Source organism: Rhodococcus sp. NPDC076796, from assembly GCF_040702765.1.
GTDB lineage: Bacteria > Actinomycetota > Actinomycetes > Mycobacteriales > Mycobacteriaceae > Rhodococcoides.
Genome location: NZ_JBFBMS010000006.1, coordinates 35548 through 56049 on the forward strand (window position 1 = coordinate 35548; position 20502 = coordinate 56049).

Here is a 20502-nt window from a genome sequence, read left to right on the forward strand (position 1 = left end):
GAGTCCTATTCACCGTGTACCTCCACCCTGAACCCACCGGTCGGCACCCGGGCGATCGTCAGTGCGCCACCCGCGGCAGCCACTCGCTCACCCAGCCCACGTAGACCGTTGCCGCCGGACTGCTTGTCTGCCGGTCCCACTCCGTCGTCGACGATGGAGATGCTCGACGCCGTCAGCGTCACCCGGCACTGTCGCGCACTCGAGTGTCGAACCACATTGGTCACCGCTTCCCGGATCACCCAACCGAACAGTTCTCGGTATCGCAGTGGCACCACGTCGGCGTCACCGGGAAGATCGGCGTCGATTCCCGCAGCGGTCAATGCCGTTCGCGCACTGGCCAATTCGGATCCGATATCGACCTGCCGCATGCCCCCGACGGTACTGCGGACATCGGCAAGTGCTTGCCGAGCAAGGGTTTCCAGTTCGGCGATCTCCACGGCCGCTCGGGCGGGGTCGATCTCGATGAGCCTGCCGGCCAGTTCACTCTTGACTGTGATGACGGTCAGGGAATGGCCGAGGATGTCGTGCACATCCCGGCTCATGCGCTCGCGTTCGGCCACGATGGCCAGATCTGCCAATTGTTGCCTGGCCACGGCCAATTCGTGATTGCGCTGGAAGACCTGGGTGATTCCCCATGCCGCGGCCGCGCTGATCAGGAGTTGGAATGCGAAGAAGGTGTCGGGCACCCAGGACGAGATCAGGCGCGGTGCCAGTTCGACGATCACCACCATCACCGCGACCAACGTCCACGCGTGTCGGACGGGCAGGGTCATCATCGCCAGGACGGCAATGTAGACGGTGGCGCCGAAGCCGGTAGTTCCGACCAGGGCACTCATCGCGACGGTCAGGGCGACCATCACCGCGAGCGCGATCCATGCCTGCGACGTGGGCAACGGATTCCCTCGACGATGGCCGTTGCGGAAACGCCAGAAGGTGGTCGTGAACACCGCACCGAAACAGACGATCGCAACGATCCCGGCGACCCGTTCCGCCACCGAGGCCAGAGCGAGAATCTCGTTGAGGGGGTAGATCAGGTAGATCAGCCAGATGGCTCCGAACATCCAGCCGAACCGCCAGACCCGCCCCTCCGGCAGGTCGGCGGTGAACGTGGTCATGTCGCCCACGGTATCCCTGTGGGCGACACGATCAGCGGTTTCGGTCTCAAGCACGCGTGGTGTCTCTCCGGAACAGAATCGCCGCGCCGGCGATGAAGATCGTCGCCCAGACCACCAGATTGATCACGGCGATCAGCAACGTTCCGGTTTCGGTCCCGGCGAACGCGGCCCGGGATACGGTGGCCAGCCCGTAGAGCGGGGTGAACTGGGCCAGCATCGGGAACCAGCCGCTGTCACCGAGAGGAACGAAGAGTCCGCCCGCCAACGCCAGGAACGCGAGCACGGGTCCGAGGATCTGCATCACGTTCTCCGACGGCAGCAGGTAGCCCATGAACAGTCCGAATGCGGCGAACACCGCCGAGCCGATCCAGCCGATCAGACCGCTGACGATCCACACCCAGATCGGCATGTCCGCCCCGAAGAATTTCGCGACGACGAACACCACGACTATCGAGGCTGCACCCATCGTCATGGCCACGAGGACCTTGGTGACGATGTAGGCGACGGGCTTCAGCGGGGTCAACCGCAACTGTCGGCTCCACCCCTGAGCTCGTTCGACCGAGACCATCGCTCCCCCACTGGTGGTGGCGAGCATCGCGCCGTAGACGGCCATGCTGATGGCGATGTAGCCGGTGACGTTTCCGTGCGCGAAAGGGTAATTGGTCCTGTAGTCGGACTGCGTGCCGAAGATGACGAAGAACACCGGCGGCATCACCAAGGTGAAGATCAGAGTTCGCTTGTTCCGGAAGAGTCTGCGGATCTCGAGTCGGAGGAATGTGGGCGAGAAGCCGCCCCAGGCAACAGCTCTGGCAGGTGTGCGGGTGGTCGTGGACGGCGTGGTCGTGGTCATCGGATGCTCCCGGCGAGTTCGTTCTCGGCTGTGTCGTTGTCAGAATCGGTGGTCAGGGCGAGGAATGCGTCCTCGAGGTTGCGCGAGACGATTTCCAGATCGGTCGCATGTGCGTCGTTGAGCAGGTACCGGGCCACGGCGTCGGAGTCGCGTCCGTGCACGATCACCCGATCGCCACGTGTGTCGACGCGATCCACCCCAGGTAGAGCCAGCAACACCGACTGGTCGACGCCGGGCAGCGTGGCGGTGACGGTGCGCCCTGCCGCCAGGTTCTTGACCTCGGCGGCGCTGCCGTCGGCGACGATCTTGCCGTGCCGCACCAGCACGATGCGGTCCGCGTACGCGTCGGCTTCGTCGAGATAGTGCGTTGCGAACAGCACCGTTCGGCCGGTGCTGGCGTCCTGGCGGATGGCGTTCCAGAAGTCGCGACGCCCCTCGACGTCCATGCCGGTGGTCGGCTCGTCGAGTACCAGCAGATCCGGATCGGGCAGCAGTGCGAGCGCGAATCGCAGTCGCTGCTGCTGCCCGCCCGAGCATTTGGCCACTCGGCGATCTCCGATGTCGGCGATGCCGGCCCGAGTGAGAACCTCCTTGACCGACCGAGTGCGGGCGAACAGTACCGACGTCAGCTCGACGGTTTCGCGGACGGTCAGATCGCGAAGCAGACCGCCGGTCTGCATGACGGCCGAGATGCGGCCCTGGGCGATCGCGTCGGCGGGCGTTCCCCCGAACACCGACACCGAGCCGGTGGTGGGTGTTGCCAGGCCGAGCATCATGTCGATGGTGGTCGTCTTTCCCGCTCCGTTCGGTCCGAGAAATGCGACGACCTCGCCCGGTTCGATGGACAGGCTGAGCCCGTCGACCGCCCGGACCGAGCCGTAGGTCTTGGTGACGTCCCGTAGTTCGACTGCCTTGGTTGTGGTCATGGGAATCACTCTGCTGCGATCGAGCAGCGTCGACCTCGTTCGAGCGTCACGATTGCGAGGTGACAACTGTCATGCATCCGCATCGACCTGCTCGATCTCCTCGCCGCCCAGCCGGTAGATTTCAGTGCATGGCAGTCCAGCACCGGCGGCACAGCAGCGCCACAGTCGTTCGAAAGTCAGCCGTCCGAAGCTCGGTCCATCGATTTCGTCGTCTCGCCGCTGTGGGTGCTCTGACCCTGTTCGCCGCGGTCCTGCTCGCGCCAGGGGTTGCATCCGCCGAGGCTCCCTCGCGGCTGGCCACGCAGATCACCGACAACGTCCAGGCACTCGACCCCGATGCACTCGCCGAGGTGCAGACCTCGATCGACGACCTCTACGGCAGCAGCCAGCTTCGATTGTGGGTCACCTACGTCGCGGACTTCGACAACATGTCGGCGGCGAACTGGGCCGAGCAGACGTACACCAGAAGTGACCTCGGTGCGCGCGACGTTCTGCTCGCCGTGGCGACCGTCGACCGTTCGTACTACCTCGCTGTGAACACCGGGCTGTCACAGGTCACCACCTCGGAGCAGAACGACATCCGCGTCGACGACGTCGAACCCGCACTGCGCGAGGAAGATTGGTCCGGTGCGGCCATTGCGGCGGCCGGTGCACTCGGCGACGCGTACGCCTCGAGCGGCAGCGGCGGCTCGTCGGCACCACTGCTGATCGGCGTCGGCGCACTGGCCGTGGCCGGCGGCGGAGCCGTCGTCTACTCGTCCCGGCGCAAGAAGGCCCGCGTTGCAGCCGAGGTCGAGGCCGTGGCGAAGATCGACCCGAGCGACCCGGCCGCACTCGCTGCCTTCCCCATCGACGTCCTCGACACCCGGGCCAAGGAAATTCTGGTCGAGACCGACAATGCCGTACGCGCCAGCGAGGAGGAATTGAACCTCGCCCGTGGAGAGTTCGGAGATTCTGCGGCCGCACCGTTCATCTCCGCCCACGACAACGCCAAGCGAGCCCTCGCGTCCGCTTTCGAGATCCGTCAACGCCTCGACGACGCCATTCCGGAAACTCCCGATCAGCGGCGCGCGATGCTCGTCGAGATCATCTCCTCCTGTGGCCAGGCCGATCGCGAACTCGATTCGCGAGTGGAGGAGTTCGACGGTTTCCGCGATCTCGTGATGAACGCCGACGCCCATCTCGACGAGCTGACCCAGGCGATCATCGGGTTGACGGTGAGGATTCCGCAATCGGAAACCTTGCTCGCTGAATTGCATTCGGAGTTCTCCGAGACGGCACTGAAATCCATCGCCGACAACGTCACGATGGCACAGGAGCGACTCGCGCTGGCCGAGGACAACATCGAGGCCGGCCGCAAGGCGGCAGCACTCCCGCCCGGAAAGCAGGGGCCTGCGGTCACCGCGATCAGGACGGCCGAACGAGCCGTCGACCAGGCCAAGACACTCCTCGACGGAGTCGACCATGCCCGGGACGACATCAGGCATGCCATCGCCACCCTGCCCGACGCCATCGCGGACGTTCGCCGCGACATCGAGCAGGCACGTGGTTTGACCGAACACGGCGGTGCCGAACTCCAGTCGGCCATGACTGCGGCGCAGACTGCGCTGCAGAACGCGGAGACGGCCCAGTCCTCGGATCCACTCGGCAGCTACACCGCCCTCGCCGAAGCGGATGCCGAACTGGAGAAGATCGTCGACGAGGCGTCGGCGGAGAAGGCTGCCGAGGACCAACTGCGGGCCCGTCTGGAGCGCGATATCGCGGCCGCTCAGGCGCAGATCACCGCTGCCGCGGACTACATCTCGACCCGTCGCGGCGGAGTGGGTGCCGACGCCAGAACGCGCCTGTCCGAGGCCGAACGCCACCTCGGCGCGGCGCGCCAGTTGGGCGACGAGAACCCCGACGAAGCTCTCAAGCATGCTCACGCCGCCAGCCAATTGGCCTCGCGCGCATCGCAGATCGCCCAGGCCGATGTACAGAACTGGGAAAATCGTCACGGTCCTCGCGGGGGCAGCAGCGGAGGCAACATCGCCGGCGCGGTGCTCGGCGGCATCCTGATCAACAGTGTGCTTCGCGGCGGCGGGGGTGGCGGAGGCTTCGGTGGCGGATTCGGTGGCGGCGGGGGCTTCGGCGGAGGCGGCGGTGGCGGCGGATTCGGTGGTGGCGGCGGCCGCTTCTAGGCTTTCTCGACCACACACGACAGGGCCCGATCTCGCGATGAGATCGGGCCCTGTGGTGTGTGTGAGGTTGTTACGCGCCGATCAGACGAGACGCGATGTATCCCTCGACCTGATCGAGAGCGACGCGCTCCTGCGCCATCGTGTCGCGCTCGCGGATGGTGACGGCATGATCGTCGAGCGTGTCGAAGTCGACTGTGATGCAGAACGGGGTACCGATCTCGTCCTGGCGACGGTAGCGGCGACCGATGGCTCCGGCGTCGTCGAACTCGACGTTCCAGTACTGACGCAGTTGCTGCGCAAGATCTTTCGCCTTGGGCGTCAGGTCCGCGTTGCGCGAGAGCGGGAGCACCGCGACCTTCACCGGAGCCAGACGACGGTCGAGCTTGAGCACGACGCGCTTGTCGACGCCGCCCTTTGCGTTGGGGGCCTCGTCCTCGGTGTACGCGTCGACGAGGAATGCCATCAGCGAACGCGTCAGACCGGCCGCAGGCTCGATGACGTACGGGGTGTAGCGGGTGTCGGTGGCCTGCTCGTAGTAGCTCAGGTCCTGGCCCGACGCCTTCGAGTGCACCGACAGGTCGTAATCGGTGCGGTTGGCGACACCTTCGAGCTCGCCCCACGCACTGCCCTGGAAACCGAACTTGTACTCGATGTCCACGGTGCGCTTGGAGTAGTGCGACAGCTTCTCCTTGGCGTGCTCGTAGAGTCGCAGGTTCTCCGGATCGATACCGAGATCGGTGTACCACTTCATGCGGTAGTCGATCCAGTACTGGTGCCACTCGTCGTCCTCGCCAGGCTTGACGAAGAATTCCATCTCCATCTGCTCGAACTCACGGGTGCGGAAGATGAAGTTTCCGGGGGTGATCTCGTTGCGGAAACTCTTGCCGATCTGGCCGATGCCGAACGGCGGCTTCTTGCGTGAGGTGGTCAGCACGTTGGCGAAGTTGACGAAGATGCCCTGTGCGGTCTCGGGACGCAGGTAGTGCAGGCCCTCTTCGTTGTCGACCGGGCCGAGGAAGGTCTTCAGCAGGCCCGAGAACGCTCGCGGTTCGGTCCACGAGCCCGGTTCACCGGTCTCGGGATCGCGGATGTCGGCCAGGCCGTTCTCCGGCGGGTGGCCGTGCTTCTCCTCGTACGCCTCGATGAGGTGATCGGCGCGGTACCGCTTGTGCGTGTGCAGCGACTCCACCAGCGGGTCGGAGAACGTCTCGACGTGGCCGGACGCCTCCCACACCTCACGCGGCAGGATCACCGAGGAATCCAGCCCGACGGTGTCGTCGCGGCTGGTGATCATGTTGCGCCACCACTGCTTCTTGATGTTCTCCTTGAGCTCGACGCCCAGCGGACCGTAGTCCCAGGCAGACCTGGTACCGCCGTAGATCTCGCCGCACGGGTAGACGAGGCCTCTGCGCTTGGCGAGGTTGGCGACGGTTTCGACTTTGGACTTGGGTGCCACTGGCGGAGCTCTCCATCTTCGGTTACATCGTGTAAGAGGTGACGTGGGCGGTTTTCGCCCTGATCAGACTATCTGGCTCGGCGGGCGAAACCGAACAGCGGTCGAGTGCGGAAGTTGACATGCGCACCTGTGCATATCACAATGAATACGATTTGCAATAACAACTACTGCACTAACCTGATGCCATGACGTCGATCGTGCAGGGAGAGTCCGCCGGCAACGAACCGGCAATCGAAGGAGCCGCAACCGTGTCCACGGACTCGACAGTGGAAGCCAGTACGACCCACCGGCAGGACCCGGAGCACCCGTTGCACTCCGGCGATCCTTTCGCCGCCGCTCCCCCGGCTCACATCCCGCCGAAGGAGACTCTGACCGCGGCGGGCGACATCCTGCGCGCACTCGCGGCCCCGGTCCGCATCGCCATCGTGCTGCAGCTGCGGGAGTCCGAGCGGTGCGTCCACGAACTCGTGGTCGCCCTCGGTGTCACGCAACCGCTGATCAGCCAGCACCTTCGGGTACTCAAGGCAGCGGGTGTGGTGCGCGGAGAACGCAACGGACGCGAGGTCCTGTACCGATTGGTCGACGATCACCTCTCCCACATCGTCGTCGACGCCGTGGCCCACGCCGAGGAAGGCCGGAACCTGTGACCGACAAGTCCACCGACACCGCCACACCCAGACGACCCGTCGTCGTCGGAGTGCGGGCCACCAAGCAGCGCAGTGCGATCTCGGATCTGCTCGACACCATCGAAGAGTTCAAGTCCGCACAGGATCTGCACGACGAATTGCGCAAACGTGGTGAGGGCATCGGCCTCACCACGGTGTATCGCACACTGCAGACCTTGGCCGACGCCGGGACTGTCGACGTACTGCGCACCGACAACGGCGAGTCGGTCTACCGACGCTGCTCCTCCGGACATCACCATCACCTGGTGTGCCGCTCGTGCGGCTTCACCGTCGAGGTGGAAGGCCCCACCGTCGAGAAGTGGTCGCAGAGTATGGCCGAATCCAACGGCTTCAGCGACGTGAGCCACACGATCGAGATCTTCGGCACCTGCAGTCAGTGCAGCGCTGCCGCGCGGTGAGTCCGCTCAGGCGACGGCCTCTGCCACGCGAGGTACCAATGCGTCGACAGCGAACGGAATCGACAGCACAGAGTTGTACGTAATCGCTCCACGCTGATCGGTGGACAACGGAACGATCGCATCGCGCCGTGCAGCATCGAGCGTTCCGAAGATCGGGTTCTCCGCCACCACGTCGATGTCGTCACCGGTACCGAGATAGAGCACCAGGTCCGCGTCGAGCATCGAGATGTTCTCGGCCGAGACCGGAACGAAGAAGTTGGTGCCGTCGTCCTGGGCGCGGATCGATTCCGGGACCTCGAAGCCCAGCGAGGTGACGAATGTGCCGCGGGCATCCCCGGGCAGATATGCGCCGAACTGGCCATCGTACGGAAGCACCACTGCGGCAGTCTTACCCGCGAACTCCGGATGTTCGTTTCGAACCTGCTCGAGCGCATCGTCGGTCTGCGCGTTCAACTCCTCACCGCGGTCGCGTTCACCCATCGCGCGAGCGATGGTGTCGGTGGCCACCTCACGATCGACGGCGTAGGCAGCCGATCCTGCAGGTCGGGCGACCGTCGGCGCGATGCCGCTGAGCCTGTCGTACGTCGCCTCGTCGAAGCCCGCGTTGAGTCCGGTGATGAGATCCGGTGCCAGAGAGGCGATCAGCTCGAAGTTCGGCTCGGACTCCGAGCCCAGCAGAGTCAACGGCGCGTCGCCGACCAGCTCGTCGGTCCACGGACCCAGTCCGGTCTCGTAGAACGCGTACCCGGTGTTGCCGACCGGAACGGTGCCGAGCGCGATGACGGCATCGGCGTCGGACACCCCGAGCGTGACGATGCGGGTCGGCTTCTCGGCGATGGTCGTGCTGCCGTAGATGTGATCGATGACGACCGGGAATGCACCGTCCGCCGACTGCGTCGCAGTGTCGCCGGTGTCGGCCGTGGAGCAGGCCGTTACGGCCACACCGAGAGCGATCACCGCCACCGCTGCCGTGAGCATTCGGGTCCACCGCACAGTCATCGCATCCGCCTCTACTGGAAAGTAAGTACAGGCAAACCTTAGCTGACCGGTCAGGGCAGCAAGCCCTCGCGCGCCTTCTCCACTCCGGCGAGCACCAGAATGAGCATCGTCAACATCGCCTCGTCATCCAGGCCGTTGGCAGGAAAGGTGTAGCGCAGCAACACATCCGCGAGCTTGTCGTGGGTATTGACCGAGATCGCGCCGAACTGCGAATCCGCATTGCGGTCGGCAACTTTCTTGTGCAGAGCAGGCTTCAGCGGCCGGTCCCACGCCAAGACCGCAGTGAGCGAGAGCACCTCGAGTTCGGGTGAAAGTCGAACGGCACGCAGCGAGCACAGGGCGCCCGCATAGTCGAAACCGAGAGAACCCTCGTCGCCGAGTGTGACCGTCGCGAACTGCGAGAGCGCCAACTGGGCACGGGCCTGCAGCGAAAGCCCCTCGTCCGGTGTCCCGTTCGCGCTGTCACTCATACTTCACTCCACCGAATCGTCGGTCCCGCGAGGCGTATTCGATACACGCCTCCCACAGATCCCGACGGTCGAAATCCGGGAAGAGCTTCTTCTGGAACACGAATTCCGCGTAGGCGGACTGCCACAGCAGGAAGTTCGACGTCCGCTGCTCCCCCGACGGACGCAGGAACAGATCCACGTCGGGCATATCCGATTCGTCGAGGTACTTGGCGACGGTGGCCTCGGTGATCTTCTCGGGGTTCAGCTTGCCTGCGGCCACTTGTCGAGCGATTTCTCTTGTGGCATCGGCAATCTCGGCCCGGCCACCGTAGTTGACGCACATCGTCAACGTCATCACGGTGTTGCGTTTCGTCAACTCCTCGGCAACTTCGAGTTCCTTGATCACACTGCCCCACAACCTCGGTCGACGGCCGGCCCAGCGAACCCGGACGCCCATCTCGTTCATCTCGTCGCGTCGACGACGAATGACGTCACGATTGAAGCCCATCAGGAACTTGACCTCGTCGGGACTGCGCTTCCAGTTCTCCGTCGAGAATGCGTACGCGGACAACCACTGCACCCCGATCTCGATGCACCCGCACACGGCGTCCATGAGCACCGCTTCACCCTGCTCGTGCCCCGCGGTCCGCGGCAGACCACGATCCTGCGCCCAACGGCCGTTGCCGTCCATCACCAGAGCGACATGGCGAGGAATGAGTTCCGGCTGCAGGATCGGTGGCCGAGCGCCCGACGGATGCGGATCGGGAGGTCGCACTGCCGACTGTTCGTCAGGCCGGGGTTGCGGCTCTCGTCGTCGAATCACGGTCCCCATCCTGCCCGACGGTGTCGGCGAACACGGAGTCAGGTTGCGCCAGCGGCACCTGATGCGGGTGCGAGCGTTCGATGAGCGGAAGTGTGCGCAACTGTCGTTCCAGATGCCATTGCAGATGTGCTGCCACCAGTCCACTGGCCTGCTTGCGGACGGCATCGGAGGTGGTGACGGTGTAGTCCCACTCCCCCCGCTCGAGCGCGACCATCAGATCGAGAACCCCGGTCGACGGCGTAGCCGATCCCGGCGGCCGGCAATGCACACACACGGCCCCACCGGCAGCGACATGGAAAGCGCGATGTGGCCCCACCGCTGCGCACCGCGCGCAGTCGGTCAGTGCAGGAGCCCATCCGGCGAACCCCATCGCGCGCAGCAGATACGCGTCGAGCACCAGCTCGGGAGGCCGGACGTGCTGCGCGAGGGCGCGCAGGGCACCGACGGTCAACTGATGCAGCCGCTGCGCGGGTGCATGCTCCTCGCCTGCCAGCCGTTCGGCAGTTTCGAGAACCGCGCAACCGGTGGTGTAGCGACCGTAGTCGGCCACGATGTCTCCGCCGAACGCGTCGACCGTGTGCACCTGGGTGACGATGTCGAGGTTGCGTCCTGGATAGAGCAGAACGTCGATGTGCGCAAACGGCTCGAGCCGCGCACCGAACTTGGATTTGGTGCGGCGAACCCCTTTGGCGACAGCCCGCACGATCCCGTTCTCCCTGGTCAGCAACGTGACGATGCGATCGGCCTCACCCAGCTTGTGCTGGCGCAGGACGACTGCGTTGTCACGGTATGGCCTCACGTGATCCAGTGTCCCACGCGCGCAGCGGCGGTGACCGTTCCCGCGCTGACGAGAAGTCGATACTGTGCAGGCGTGGATTTTCATCGGTCGACTCTCGTTGCCCAGGCCGCCGCTATCGCGTCGGGTCGCATCACCTCGGTACAGGCGGTCACCGAATCGCTCGACCGGATCGAGAAGAGTCAACCCACGCTCAATGCGTTCCGCCTCGTGCGTCGCGATGCCGCCCTCGCCGAGGCAGCCGAAGCGGATCGGCTGCGCGCCGCGGGCACCACCGCTCCCCTGCTCGGCGTTCCGATTGCCGTCAAGGACGACGTGGACGTCACCGGGGAACCGACCGCCTTCGGTTGCGCGGGCGACTTTCCGCCTGCCACCGCGGATTCGGAGGTGGTGCGCAGACTGCGTGCGGCCGGAGCCGTCATCGTCGGAAAGACCAACAGCCCGGAACTCGGCCAGTGGCCGTTCACCGGCGGCACCTTCGGGCACACCCGCAATCCATGGGACCGCGAGCGCACTCCCGGCGGCTCCTCGGGTGGCAGCTCTGCCGCAGTGGCTGCCGAATTGGTCTCTGCCGCTCTGGGTTCCGACGGTGCAGGCTCGGTGCGGATTCCGGCCTCGTGGACGAATCTCGTGGGGATCAAGCCGCAACGTGGACGCATATCCTCGTGGCCGGAGCCCGAGGCGTTCAACGGCATCACCGTCATCGGCCCGCTCGCGCGCACGGTGGCCGACGCGGCACTGCTCCTCGACGTCGTCTCGGGTAGTCATGACGGAGATCTGCATCGTCCGGTACCGCTGACCGTCTCCGATGCCGTCGGACGCAACCCCGGCTCGCTGCGAATCGCGCTCAGCCTGCGTAAGCCCTTCATCCCGACGCCCGCACCACTGGACCCCGAGATCGCGGCTGCGGCGTACGAGATGGCGGCGGTGCTGCGATTGCTCGGACACCGAGTGGTCGTCGACGACCCCGCCTACGGAATGTTGTTGGGGCTCAACTTCTTACCCCGCTCACTGGCCGGTGTGGCGGCCTGGGTCGACCGCCTGCCAGATCCGTCTCTCGCCGACCCGAGGACCCGAGCCAATGCCAAGAGCGGCCGGGCTCTCGCCGGAGCGCCGCTTCGTGCAGCACGCGCCGCCGAGCCGCGCATCGGGCGTCGTATCGGCCGGTTCTTCGACGAGTACGACATCGTGCTCGCCCCGACGACGGCCACCCCGCCGCCTCGAATCGAAGCCATCGACGGCATCTCCAACGCCGATACCGATCGGGTCATCACCGAGCACTGCCCGTACACCTGGCCGTGGAACGTGCTGGGGTGGCCGAGCGTCAACGTGCCCGCAGGATTCACGGCCCGCGGCCTTCCCATCGGCCTGCAACTGATGGGCCACGAATCCTCCGAGCCGCTACTGGTGTCGGTGGCCGCTCAACTCGAGAACGTGCTGCAGTGGCACCGCAAGCGCCCCGATCCCTGGTGGACCGACGTGAGCGAAACCTCGTAGTCTGCTACGAACTTCCGTGCACAGGGCAGCTCAGAATCCGAGCTTGCCCATTTGCTTCGGGTCGGTCTGCCAGTCCTTCGCGATTTTGACGTGCAGGTCCAGGTAGATCCTGGTGCCCAGCAGCTTCTCGATCTGCAGTCGCGATGCCGTGCCGACCTCTTTGAGTCGCGAACCACCCTTGCCGATGATGATCGCTTTCTGGCTCGATCGCTCCACGTACATGATGGCGTGCACGTCGAGCATGTTGTCGTGGCCCTCGCGGGGGGTGACCTCGTCGATGACGACGGCAAGCGAGTGCGGCAGCTCGTCGCGGACGCCTTCGAGCGCGGCCTCACGGATGAGTTCGGCCATCAGGATTTCCTCGGGCTCGTCCGTCAGCTCCCCGTCGGGGTAGAACGCCGGGCCCTGCGGCAGCTCGGAGGCCAGCAGGTCGACGAGCTTCTCGATCTGCTCGCCTGATTCAGCCGACACCGGGATGACGTGCGAATTCTCACCGAGCAGCTTCGACAGCGACATCAGCTGCTGTACGACGCGTTCCTTCTTGACCTTGTCGATCTTGGTCACGATGCCGATGAGCGTCGTCTTGGGCGCGATGTGCCGCACCTGTTCGAGAATCCACCGGTCGCCGGGCCCGATCTTCTCGTCCGCGGGGATGCAGAGTCCGATGACGTCGACCTCGGAGTAGGTGTCTTGCACCAGGTCGTTGAGACGTTGACCCAGCAGTGTTCTCGGTCGGTGCAGGCCCGGGGTGTCGACCAGGATCAGCTGGGCGTGCTCCCGGTGCACGATGCCACGAATGGTGTGCCGCGTCGTCTGGGGACGCGAGGACGTGATGGCGATCTTCGATCCCACCAACGCATTGGTCAGCGTGGATTTGCCGGTGTTGGGTCGGCCTACGAAACAGACGAATCCGGATCGGAACTCACCGTTGTTCTGCTCGGACACAAGAGCACCTCCAGATTTCAGTGTTGGCGAGTGACGTCCGACGAGTCGTCGGCCTCGGTGGTTTCTTCGTCGGGTTCGAGCTTTTCGACCAGGACCGTGGCGATGCGGACGCGTCCCTTGGGGTCGGCTCCACCTTCTCCGCGCAGCAGGAGTCCGTGGGTGATCACCTGCGAACCGGGCAACGGTACTCGGCCGAGTTCGTAGCCGAGGAGTCCGCCGACGGTGTCGACTTCCTCGGATTCGATGTCGATGCCGAAGATCTCGCCGAGGTCCTCGAGCGGCAGCCGCGAGGACAGCCGATAGCGTCCGTCGTCGAGTTCCTCGATGGGCGCAACCTCGTCGGAGTCGTATTCGTCGGCGATCTCGCCGACGATCTCCTCGATCACGTCCTCGATGGTCACCAGCCCTGCGATGCCTCCGTACTCGTCGACGAGCAGGGCCATGTGGTTGCGATCGCGCTGCATCTCGGCGAGCAGACTGTCGAGTGCCTTGGAGTCGGGCACGAAGACGGCCGGACGCATCAGTTCGGACACCTGCACTCCGCGGCCACCGTCGGTGGAGTAATACGTCTGCTGCACAAGGTCTTTGAGGTAGACGACGCCCACGACGTCGTCCACGTTCTCGCCGATCACCGGGATGCGGGAGTGGCCGCTGCGCACGGCCAGCGAGGTGGCCTGTCCTGCCGATTTGTCGGACTCGATCCACACCATCTCGGGGCGCGGGACCATGACCTCACGGGCGGAGGTGTCCCCCAGCTCGAACACCGATTGGATCATCCGCCGTTCGTCGTCGGCCACGACGCCGCGCTCGCGGGCCATGTCCACCAGTTCTCGGAGTTCGATCTCGGAGGCGAAGGGGCCGTTGCGAAATCCCTTACCGGGGGTGATCGCGTTACCGATGAGGATGAGCAGTCTGCTGATCGGTCCGAGAAGCCACCCGAGTGCACGCAACGGCAACGCGGCCGCCAACGCGATCGAGTACGCGTTCTGCCGACCGAGGGTTCGCGGACCGACACCGATCACGACGTAACTGACCAACACCATGGCCACCGCGCTGATCACCAATGCTGTGGTGGAGTCGATCAACTGCGTCAGGCCACCCGCGAGCAACACTGTGCCGCCGATTTCGCACAGAATGCGCAGCAGCACCATGAGATTGACGTACCGCGGGCGGTCGCCGACCACCACGACGAGGCCGGTGGCACCAGGGCGCTCGTCCTTGACCATGTCGTCGATTCGCGCACGCGAGACCGTGTTCAGCGCGGAATCGACGGCAGCGAACAGGCCTCCGAGAGGCACGAGAAGGGCAGCGAACACGATGAGCGCAACAGCACTGCTCACGCGCCAGGACCCCACACTTCCACCTGTTCGACGACGCTGATCATCGATCGAGTCCGTCGACGAAACCGGCCTTGCCGAGGAGCCGGGCATCACGGGCGGCCTGTTCGGCGGCCTGCTCCGCGCGCCTGGCGTCCTCGTACCACTCGGCCAGCAGCCGGTTCTGCAGCTCGAACATTTCCTTCTCTTCGTCCGGCTCGGCGTGGTCGTAGCCGAGCAGGTGCAGCACGCCGTGCACGGTCAGCAACGCCAGCTCGTGTTCGAGCGAATGCCCCGCTGCAGCAGCCTGATCCGCGGCGAACGACGGGCACAGCACGATGTCGCCGAGCATCGCCGGTCCGGGCTCGGGCGCATCGGGACGACCGCCCGGCTCGAGCTCGTCCATCGGAAACGACATCACGTCGGTGGGGCCGGGCAGATCCATCCACCGCATGTGCAGATCTGCCATCGTGGCCGAATCCACCAGCACCATCGACAGTTCCGCGGCGGGATGCACGTCCATACCGGCGATCGCGAACCGTGCGACCGAGACCAGCTCGGGTTCGGAGATGTCCATCCCCGACTCGTTGGACACTTCGATACTCATCTAGCCACTACCCACGCTCTCGTTGCCTGCATCTGTCGGCCGGAATGCCTGAATCATCTTCTCGCCGAACGCGGTCCACCGGTCCGGCGTTGCGCACGATTGGGAATGACGCCTTCCGATGTCGACTCGAACCGCTCGTAGGCGTCGACGATCTCGGAAACCAGTCGGTGTCGTACCACGTCGCTGCTGGTGAGCTGCGCGAAGTGGATGTCGTCGACGTCGGTGAGGATCTCGGACGCCGCACGCAATCCGGATCGCGCGCCTCCGGGAAGGTCGACCTGGGTCACGTCGCCGGTGACGACGATCTTCGATCCGAATCCGAGTCGCGTCAAGAACATCTTCATCTGCTCGGCGGTGGTGTTCTGCGCCTCGTCGAGAATGATGAATGCATCGTTGAGGGTCCGGCCACGCATATAGGCGAGCGGGGCGACCTCGATGACCCCGGCCTGCATCAGCTTGGGAATGGCTTCGTCGTCCATCATGTCGTGCAACGCATCGTGCAACGGCCGCAGGTACGGGTCGATCTTCTCGTGCAGCGTTCCGGGGAGGAATCCCAGCCGCTCCCCCGCCTCCACTGCCGGACGCGTCAGGATGATGCGGCTGACCTGCTTGGTCTGCAATGCCTGCACGGCCTTCGCCATCGCCAAGTACGTCTTGCCGGTACCGGCCGGGCCGATGCCGAACACGATGGTGTTGGCGTCGATCGCATCCACATACCGCTTCTGGTTCAGCGTCTTGGGCCGAATCGTCTTGCCGCGGCGCGAGAGGATGTCCAGGCTCAGCACCTCGGCCGGCGAATCGGCGACGCCCTCGGTGAGCATGGCGATCGATCGGCGCACCGCATCGGGAGTCAGTGGCTGAGCGCGCTTGGCCAGCGCGGCCAACTCGGAGATCACCCGTTCGGCCAGCGCAACGTCGGCCACTTTCCCGGTGAGCGTCACGGCGTTTCCTCGTACGTGGATGTCTGCCGTCAGCATCTGCTCGAGCGCCCGCAGGTTCTCGTCGGACTGTCCCAGCAGTGGCATCACCGCTTCGGGGGCGAGTTCCAAGGTGGACCGAACGTCACGCTCGGCGGGAAATTCGCTGTGTTCACTCACGTGGTGGCTACGGCCTGCTCTCTGGTGTCGGCTTCTCGAACGTGCACTTGGTATGGATCGAGTTTAACGCCGCAGCAACGATGCGCATTCCCATTACTCGCTGGTGGCACCGAGCACGGCGTCGAGCGAGAGCGCCCAACACCGGGAATCGGGATTCAGGAAAGCGAAGTGGTCTTCCCCCGGCACGATCGTCAGCCGCGCGTCGTCTCCGGCTGCGCGTGCCAGCGCGACGTACCGCTCGCTCTGCGCCGCGGGGACCTGGATGTCCTCGGATCCGTGCAAGGCGATCGTCGGGATGCCGATAGGTACACGCGCGGCCGGCGAGGCCGAGCGGTACAGGTCGGGATCGTCCTCGTACCGGGCCTGCAACAGAGCCTCGACCGCCGGGTTGGTGCGTCCCGACGCACCTCGAGGTTCGAGATCGAGAACGCCTGCCTGCGAGACGATGCGCGACGGGCGGACCTTCGTGCCGGTCTCGCCGCCGAGCCACACTGCCAGGTGCCCTCCTGCGGAGTGCCCGATGACGCGTACGTCGTCGACACCGACCGGGGCGTGCTGCTGCAGTTCCCCGGCGACCACGTCGAGTGCCGCGGTCACATCGGAGCGCATCTCCGGCCAGTGGCCGCCTGCGCCGACGCGTCGGTACTCGATGTTCCACGCCACCGCTCCGGCTCCGGCGACTGCGCGGGCGAACTGGGTGCCCAGATTGGATCCGTACTGTCCGCTCCAGAAACCACCGTGCACCACCACGACCACCGCCGTGCGGTGATCCATCGGCTCGGCCGGCAGGTAGAGGTGGCCGAACTGCTCCGGGTGATCGCCGTACGCGATCTTGATCCGAGCGCTCATGCGTTCTGGAAGTCGGGCGGTAGTTGGGTCCACCGCGAGGTCAGGACGCCCAGCGCGCCGAGAGCCACAGCTCCTGCCGTCGAGGTCCGCAGCACCGTCGGGCCCAGCACCACCGGGGTCGCACCCGCCTCGGTCAGCGCGGTCACCTCGCGGTCGTCGAGCCCGCCCTCGGGTCCGACGACGATCGCGACCTCGGGCACCGAGTCGAACGGCAGGTCCCGGAACGCCGAGGTGGCTGCCTCGTGCAACACGGCGACGATTCCGCCGCGCTCCACGACGCCGCGCACGAAGGCGTTCACCGCCCGCGAATCGTGCAGCTCGGAGACCTCGGGGATGTATGCCCGACGCGACTGCTTGGCTGCTTCCGCCGCGGTGCTGCGCCACTTCGCGACGCCCTTGGATGCCTTCGGGCCCTCCCACCGTGCGACGCACCGCGCGGACTGCCAGGGCACGACGGCATCGACGCCCGCTTCGGTGGCCAGCTCGACGGCCAGCTCCGACCGGTCCGCCTTCGGCAATGCCTGCACCAGCGTCACCACCGGAGTGGGACGCGGCACCTCACTGCGCGACTGCACGGTCAATTCCAGTCGGTTCTTCTCCGCTGCGGCCACGACCGTGTCGGCCAAGCCGCCCGCTCCGTCACCGAGCAACACCCGCTCGCCGACGCGGATGCGTCGTACCGTGGCGGCGTGGTGCCCTTCCTTGCCGTCCAGCACGGCTAGCTCGCCGACGTTCGGTAGAGGCGAGAGGTAGAAGACCGTGGGGGCCATCGATCAGCGACCGCTGAATGCTTCCCGCAACCGCGAGAACAGGCCGCCGCTGTGCGCCGAACCGGTGGTGACGACCTCGGCCGAGTCGCGGTCGCGCATCGACCTGAGCTGTTCGAGCAGGTGGGTCTGCTTGCTGTCGAGCTTGGTCGGCACGATGACCTCGAGGTGCGCGTGCAGATCGCCGCGAATACCGGACCGCAGCTTGGGCATACCGTGACCACGCAGAACCGTCGTCGAATTCGGTTGTGTGCCTTGCTCGATCGAGATCTCAGTGGGTCCGTCGATGATCGCGTCGATGTTGACCGAGGTGCCAAGAGCCGCGTCGACCATCGGGACGCGAACGGTGCAGTGCAGGTCGTCACCGTCGCGCACGAACACCTCGTGCTGCTGTTCGACGATCTCCACGTACAGGTCACCTGCGGGTCCGCCGCCTGGACCGACCTCGCCCTGTGAGGCCAGTCGGATCCGCATGCCGTTGCTCACGCCGACCGGCACCTTGACCGAGATGTCGCGACGCGACCGAACGCGACCGTCGCCGCCGCACTTGCGGCAGGGGTCGGGGATGGTCTCGCCTGCGCCGCGGCAGGTGGGGCACGGACGGCTGGTCATGACCTGGCCGAGGAACGAGCGCTGCACCGACTGCACTTCACCGGCACCGCCACAAGTTTCGCAGCGCACCGGCTTGGAATCGCCGTTGGTGCCCGAGCCCGTGCACAGGTCGCACAGAATCGCCGTGTCGACGGTGATGTGCTTGCTCACGCCCGTGGCGCACTCGTCGAGGGTGAGCTTGGTCCGCAGCAGCGAGTCCGCTCCTGGCTGCACGCGGCCCTTGGGCCCACGCTGCGATCCGCCCGCGCCGCCGCCGAAGAACGCCTCGAACACATCTCCCAGGCCGCCGCCGAATCCGGCGCCACCGAATCCACCACCGCCGCCTCCGCCGCCCTGCTGCAGCGGGTCGCCGCCGAGGTCGACGATGCGACGCTTCTCCGGATCGGAGAGCACCTCGTACGCGGTGGAGATGTCCTTGAATCGAGCCTGAGCGGCCTCGTCCGGGTTGACGTCCGGGTGCAGTTCTCGCGCCAGCTTGCGGTAGGCGCGCTTGATCTCCTGGTCCGTCGCCTGCTGGCCGACGCCCAAAGTCCCGTAATAATCCCGTGCCACGTCGTCTCTTTCGTCCTAGAAGATGTATCTCGTTCGATGAAGCTGTGTTCCGGCCGCCCGTGCCCCCGCCGCCGGCGTTCGATCGGTTCTCGCTCGTCTCAGCGCTCGGCCAGGACCTCGCCGATGTACCTGGCAACCGCGGCGACCGACGCAATTGTTCCTGGGTAGTCCATTCGGGTCGGCCCGAGAACACCCATTCCTCCGAGGACCATGCCAGCCGACCCGTATCCGGTGGAAATCACCGATGTCCCGCGCATCTCCTCGACCTGCGTTTCCTCGCCGATCCGCACCGTGACGGTGCGGGTGTCCTGCGTCACGGCGAGGAGCTTGAGGACGACCACTTGCTCTTCCAGCGCCTCGAGTACCGCTCTGAGCGATCCGGGAAACCCAGCGTCGCCTGCGAAATCCGCGGCGTTGCGCGTCAGGTTCGCCGTCCCGCCGAGGACCAGGCGTTCCTCGGGGTGCTCGACGAGTGATTCCACCAGCACCGTTGCCGATCGAATCATCGCGTCGCGCAGCGCGGGCGGAGCGTTCTCGGCGAGCTCGGCCACCGCAGCCGACGCCGCCGCCAGCCGCTTGCCCTCCAGCGCACTACCGAGCAGACGCCGCAGCTGAGCCAGATTCTCGTCGTCGATCACGTCACCGAGTTCGACGATGCGCTGATCGACTCGCCCGGAGTCGGTGATGAGCACAAGCAGCAACCGGGCCGGGGTGAGCGCCACCACTTCCAGGTGGCGAACCGAGGACGCCGACAGCGTGGGGTACTGCACCACAGCGACCTGACGGGTCAACTGAGCCAGCAATCGGACGCCGCGTCGCAACACGTCGTCCAGGTCGACGCCGTTCTCGAGGAACTCCAGGATGGCGCGTCGTTCGGCCGCCGACAGCGGCTTGACGTCGGCTATCCGGTCGACGAACTGTCGGTAGCCCTTGTCGGTCGGCACCCGGCCGGAACTGGTATGCGGCTGGGCGATGTAGCCCTCGGCCTCTAGCACGGCCATGTCGTTGCGCACCGTTGCGCTGGACACTCCCAGGTTGTGGCGCTCGACCAGGGCACGTGAACCGACGGGTTCCTGGGTGGACACGTAGTCCGCCACGATCGCTCGTAGAACCTCGAACCGCCTGTCGTCGGTGCTCGACATCGGTGCCCACCTCCGTTCTCGTTTCCAATCGTCGCTCGAGTCTAGTAGCCGGCGAACGCATGCTCGTGCAAGGCCTTACTGTGGTCCGAGTGGAAACGTTCTTTCGATTCGGTCCAGCGGCTCGAGGCTCGCGATGATCTTCAAAGGTGTTCGTGACGGAAAGCCGTATCCCGAGCACGGTCTGTCCATCCGAGACTGGTCGAGAATTCCGCCACGCCAGCTCCGTCTGGACGAGATCGTCACCACCACCAAGGTGCTCGAGCTGGACAGGTTGCTGTCCGAGGACTCCACCTTCTACGGCGATCTGTTCCCCCACGCGGTGCAGTTCCGCGGCGTCATCTATTTAGAGGACGGCCTGCATCGGGCAGTGCGTGCGGCTCTGCGCAGTCGAACGGTGTTGCACGCCAGGGTGTTCGACTACGACGCTCTTGGCGCCTGAG

The 20502-nt window shown here is 65.6% G+C and carries 21 protein-coding genes; 5 read left to right on the forward strand and 16 right to left on the reverse strand.

Translation table 11 applies throughout. From position 1 onward, the window contains the following. Window positions 1-5 precede the first annotated feature (5 nt). Genes AB0366_RS18845 through AB0366_RS18855 form a run of 3 tightly spaced genes read right to left on the reverse strand, consistent with a single transcriptional unit; the run spans window position 6 to window position 2891 of the window. Window positions 6-1115 carry a sensor histidine kinase gene (locus AB0366_RS18845; protein WP_366245236.1) on the reverse strand — a complete coding sequence of 370 codons (1110 nt, stop codon included), beginning with the start codon at window positions 1113-1115 and terminating at the stop codon, window positions 6-8. Between the two features lie 46 nt (window positions 1116-1161). Then, on the reverse strand, window positions 1162-1965 hold the full coding sequence (locus tag AB0366_RS18850; protein WP_366245238.1) for an ABC transporter permease: 804 nt from the start codon (window positions 1963-1965) through the stop codon (window positions 1162-1164). Next, complete coding sequence (locus AB0366_RS18855; protein WP_366245240.1) at window positions 1962-2891, reverse strand: ABC transporter ATP-binding protein; 930 nt, start codon at window positions 2889-2891, stop codon at window positions 1962-1964. Before AB0366_RS18855 ends, AB0366_RS18850 begins: the two co-directional genes overlap by 4 nt. A gap of 221 nt (window positions 2892-3112) precedes the next feature. Here AB0366_RS18855 and AB0366_RS18860 point away from each other — a divergent pair, with 221 nt between their 5' ends. After that, window positions 3113-5071 (forward strand): TPM domain-containing protein, encoded by a 1959-nt coding sequence (locus tag AB0366_RS18860; RefSeq protein ID WP_366245241.1) that lies wholly within the window; start codon window positions 3113-3115, stop codon window positions 5069-5071. Between the two features lie 70 nt (window positions 5072-5141). Here the strand turns inward: AB0366_RS18860 and AB0366_RS18865 are convergent, their stop codons facing one another. Beyond that, window positions 5142-6527 carry a glycine--tRNA ligase gene (locus AB0366_RS18865; RefSeq protein WP_121869514.1) on the reverse strand — a complete coding sequence of 462 codons (1386 nt, stop codon included), beginning with the start codon at window positions 6525-6527 and terminating at the stop codon, window positions 5142-5144. 185 nt (window positions 6528-6712) lie between these two features. On the opposite strand from AB0366_RS18865, the gene AB0366_RS18870 reads away from it, so the two are divergent. Both AB0366_RS18870 and AB0366_RS18875 read left to right on the forward strand, forming a co-directional pair. After that, entirely contained in the window at window positions 6713-7174 is a 462-nt protein-coding gene (locus tag AB0366_RS18870) for a metalloregulator ArsR/SmtB family transcription factor (RefSeq protein ID WP_366245244.1), read from the forward strand. Beyond that, window positions 7171-7611, forward strand: a complete 441-nt coding sequence (locus AB0366_RS18875; RefSeq protein ID WP_366245246.1) for a Fur family transcriptional regulator — start codon at window positions 7171-7173, stop codon at window positions 7609-7611. Before AB0366_RS18870 ends, AB0366_RS18875 begins: the two co-directional genes overlap by 4 nt. A gap of 6 nt (window positions 7612-7617) precedes the next feature. Here the strand turns inward: AB0366_RS18875 and AB0366_RS18880 are convergent, their stop codons facing one another. The 4 genes from AB0366_RS18880 to recO are packed head-to-tail and all read right to left on the reverse strand — an operon-like array spanning window position 7618 to window position 10681. Next, on the reverse strand, window positions 7618-8610 hold the full coding sequence (locus tag AB0366_RS18880; RefSeq protein WP_366245248.1) for an iron-siderophore ABC transporter substrate-binding protein: 993 nt from the start codon (window positions 8608-8610) through the stop codon (window positions 7618-7620). Window positions 8611-8660: 50 nt separating this feature from the next. Continuing rightward, window positions 8661-9080: a hypothetical protein gene (locus AB0366_RS18885; RefSeq protein ID WP_366245250.1), complete on the reverse strand. Its 420-nt coding sequence runs from the start codon at window positions 9078-9080 to the stop codon at window positions 8661-8663. Further along, entirely contained in the window at window positions 9073-9891 is an 819-nt protein-coding gene (locus AB0366_RS18890) for an isoprenyl transferase (RefSeq protein ID WP_366245251.1), read from the reverse strand. Before AB0366_RS18890 ends, AB0366_RS18885 begins: the two co-directional genes overlap by 8 nt. After that, the gene (gene recO / locus AB0366_RS18895) at window positions 9848-10681 is read right to left on the reverse strand and encodes a DNA repair protein RecO (RefSeq protein WP_008715506.1); all 834 of its coding nucleotides are present in this window, start codon (window positions 10679-10681) and stop codon (window positions 9848-9850) included. The genes AB0366_RS18890 and recO overlap by 44 nt, the downstream gene beginning before the upstream one ends. A gap of 72 nt (window positions 10682-10753) precedes the next feature. On the opposite strand from recO, the gene AB0366_RS18900 reads away from it, so the two are divergent. Continuing rightward, a complete protein-coding gene (locus tag AB0366_RS18900) occupies window positions 10754-12175 on the forward strand; it encodes an amidase (RefSeq protein ID WP_366245253.1) in 1422 nt (473 codons plus the stop codon). 30 nt (window positions 12176-12205) lie between these two features. On the opposite strand, the gene era is transcribed toward AB0366_RS18900, so the two are convergent. From era to hrcA, 8 genes are all read right to left on the reverse strand, one after another. Then, a complete protein-coding gene (gene era, locus AB0366_RS18905; protein ID WP_094612778.1) occupies window positions 12206-13120 on the reverse strand; it encodes a GTPase Era in 915 nt (304 codons plus the stop codon). A gap of 17 nt (window positions 13121-13137) precedes the next feature. Then, the gene (locus AB0366_RS18910; protein ID WP_121869507.1) at window positions 13138-14460 is read right to left on the reverse strand and encodes a hemolysin family protein; all 1323 of its coding nucleotides are present in this window, start codon (window positions 14458-14460) and stop codon (window positions 13138-13140) included. Between the two features lie 40 nt (window positions 14461-14500). After that, entirely contained in the window at window positions 14501-15043 is a 543-nt protein-coding gene (gene ybeY / locus AB0366_RS18915) for an rRNA maturation RNase YbeY (protein ID WP_032394543.1), read from the reverse strand. Between the two features lie 53 nt (window positions 15044-15096). Continuing rightward, the gene (locus tag AB0366_RS18920; RefSeq protein ID WP_094612780.1) at window positions 15097-16140 is read right to left on the reverse strand and encodes a PhoH family protein; all 1044 of its coding nucleotides are present in this window, start codon (window positions 16138-16140) and stop codon (window positions 15097-15099) included. A 93-nt stretch (window positions 16141-16233) separates the two neighbouring features. After that, window positions 16234-16989 carry an alpha/beta hydrolase gene (locus AB0366_RS18925; RefSeq protein WP_366245254.1) on the reverse strand — a complete coding sequence of 252 codons (756 nt, stop codon included), beginning with the start codon at window positions 16987-16989 and terminating at the stop codon, window positions 16234-16236. Further along, window positions 16986-17759 (reverse strand): 16S rRNA (uracil(1498)-N(3))-methyltransferase, encoded by a 774-nt coding sequence (locus tag AB0366_RS18930; RefSeq protein WP_366245255.1) that lies wholly within the window; start codon window positions 17757-17759, stop codon window positions 16986-16988. Before AB0366_RS18930 ends, AB0366_RS18925 begins: the two co-directional genes overlap by 4 nt. A gap of 3 nt (window positions 17760-17762) precedes the next feature. Then, window positions 17763-18920 (reverse strand): molecular chaperone DnaJ, encoded by a 1158-nt coding sequence (dnaJ, locus tag AB0366_RS18935; protein ID WP_366245256.1) that lies wholly within the window; start codon window positions 18918-18920, stop codon window positions 17763-17765. A gap of 98 nt (window positions 18921-19018) precedes the next feature. Continuing rightward, complete coding sequence (gene hrcA, locus AB0366_RS18940; protein ID WP_121869503.1) at window positions 19019-20062, reverse strand: heat-inducible transcriptional repressor HrcA; 1044 nt, start codon at window positions 20060-20062, stop codon at window positions 19019-19021. Window positions 20063-20195: 133 nt separating this feature from the next. Between hrcA and AB0366_RS18945 the strand changes: the two genes are divergently transcribed. After that, the gene (locus AB0366_RS18945) at window positions 20196-20501 is read left to right on the forward strand and encodes a type II toxin-antitoxin system VapB family antitoxin (protein ID WP_027497503.1); all 306 of its coding nucleotides are present in this window, start codon (window positions 20196-20198) and stop codon (window positions 20499-20501) included. The last annotated feature ends 1 nt before the right edge of the window (window position 20502 follow it).

What these genes read in the sequence shown, in the direction of transcription:
- AB0366_RS18850 (WP_366245238.1), bottom strand. Translation starts at nt 1,965, where the DNA reads ATGACCACGACCACGCCGTCCACGACCACCCGCACACCTGCCAGAGCT.
- AB0366_RS18945 (WP_027497503.1), top strand. Translation starts at nt 20,196, where the DNA reads ATGATCTTCAAAGGTGTTCGTGACGGAAAGCCGTATCCCGAGCACGGT.
- AB0366_RS18930 (WP_366245255.1), bottom strand. Translation starts at nt 17,759, where the DNA reads ATGGCCCCCACGGTCTTCTACCTCTCGCCTCTACCGAACGTCGGCGAG.
- AB0366_RS18925 (WP_366245254.1), bottom strand. Translation starts at nt 16,989, where the DNA reads ATGAGCGCTCGGATCAAGATCGCGTACGGCGATCACCCGGAGCAGTTC.
- AB0366_RS18845 (WP_366245236.1), bottom strand. Translation starts at nt 1,115, where the DNA reads ATGACCACGTTCACCGCCGACCTGCCGGAGGGGCGGGTCTGGCGGTTC.
- hrcA (WP_121869503.1), bottom strand. Translation starts at nt 20,062, where the DNA reads ATGTCGAGCACCGACGACAGGCGGTTCGAGGTTCTACGAGCGATCGTG.
- AB0366_RS18855 (WP_366245240.1), bottom strand. Translation starts at nt 2,891, where the DNA reads ATGACCACAACCAAGGCAGTCGAACTACGGGACGTCACCAAGACCTAC.
- AB0366_RS18870 (WP_366245244.1), top strand. Translation starts at nt 6,713, where the DNA reads ATGACGTCGATCGTGCAGGGAGAGTCCGCCGGCAACGAACCGGCAATC.
- ybeY (WP_032394543.1), bottom strand. Translation starts at nt 15,043, where the DNA reads ATGAGTATCGAAGTGTCCAACGAGTCGGGGATGGACATCTCCGAACCC.
- AB0366_RS18880 (WP_366245248.1), bottom strand. Translation starts at nt 8,610, where the DNA reads ATGACTGTGCGGTGGACCCGAATGCTCACGGCAGCGGTGGCGGTGATC.
- AB0366_RS18890 (WP_366245251.1), bottom strand. Translation starts at nt 9,891, where the DNA reads ATGGGGACCGTGATTCGACGACGAGAGCCGCAACCCCGGCCTGACGAA.
- AB0366_RS18885 (WP_366245250.1), bottom strand. Translation starts at nt 9,080, where the DNA reads ATGAGTGACAGCGCGAACGGGACACCGGACGAGGGGCTTTCGCTGCAG.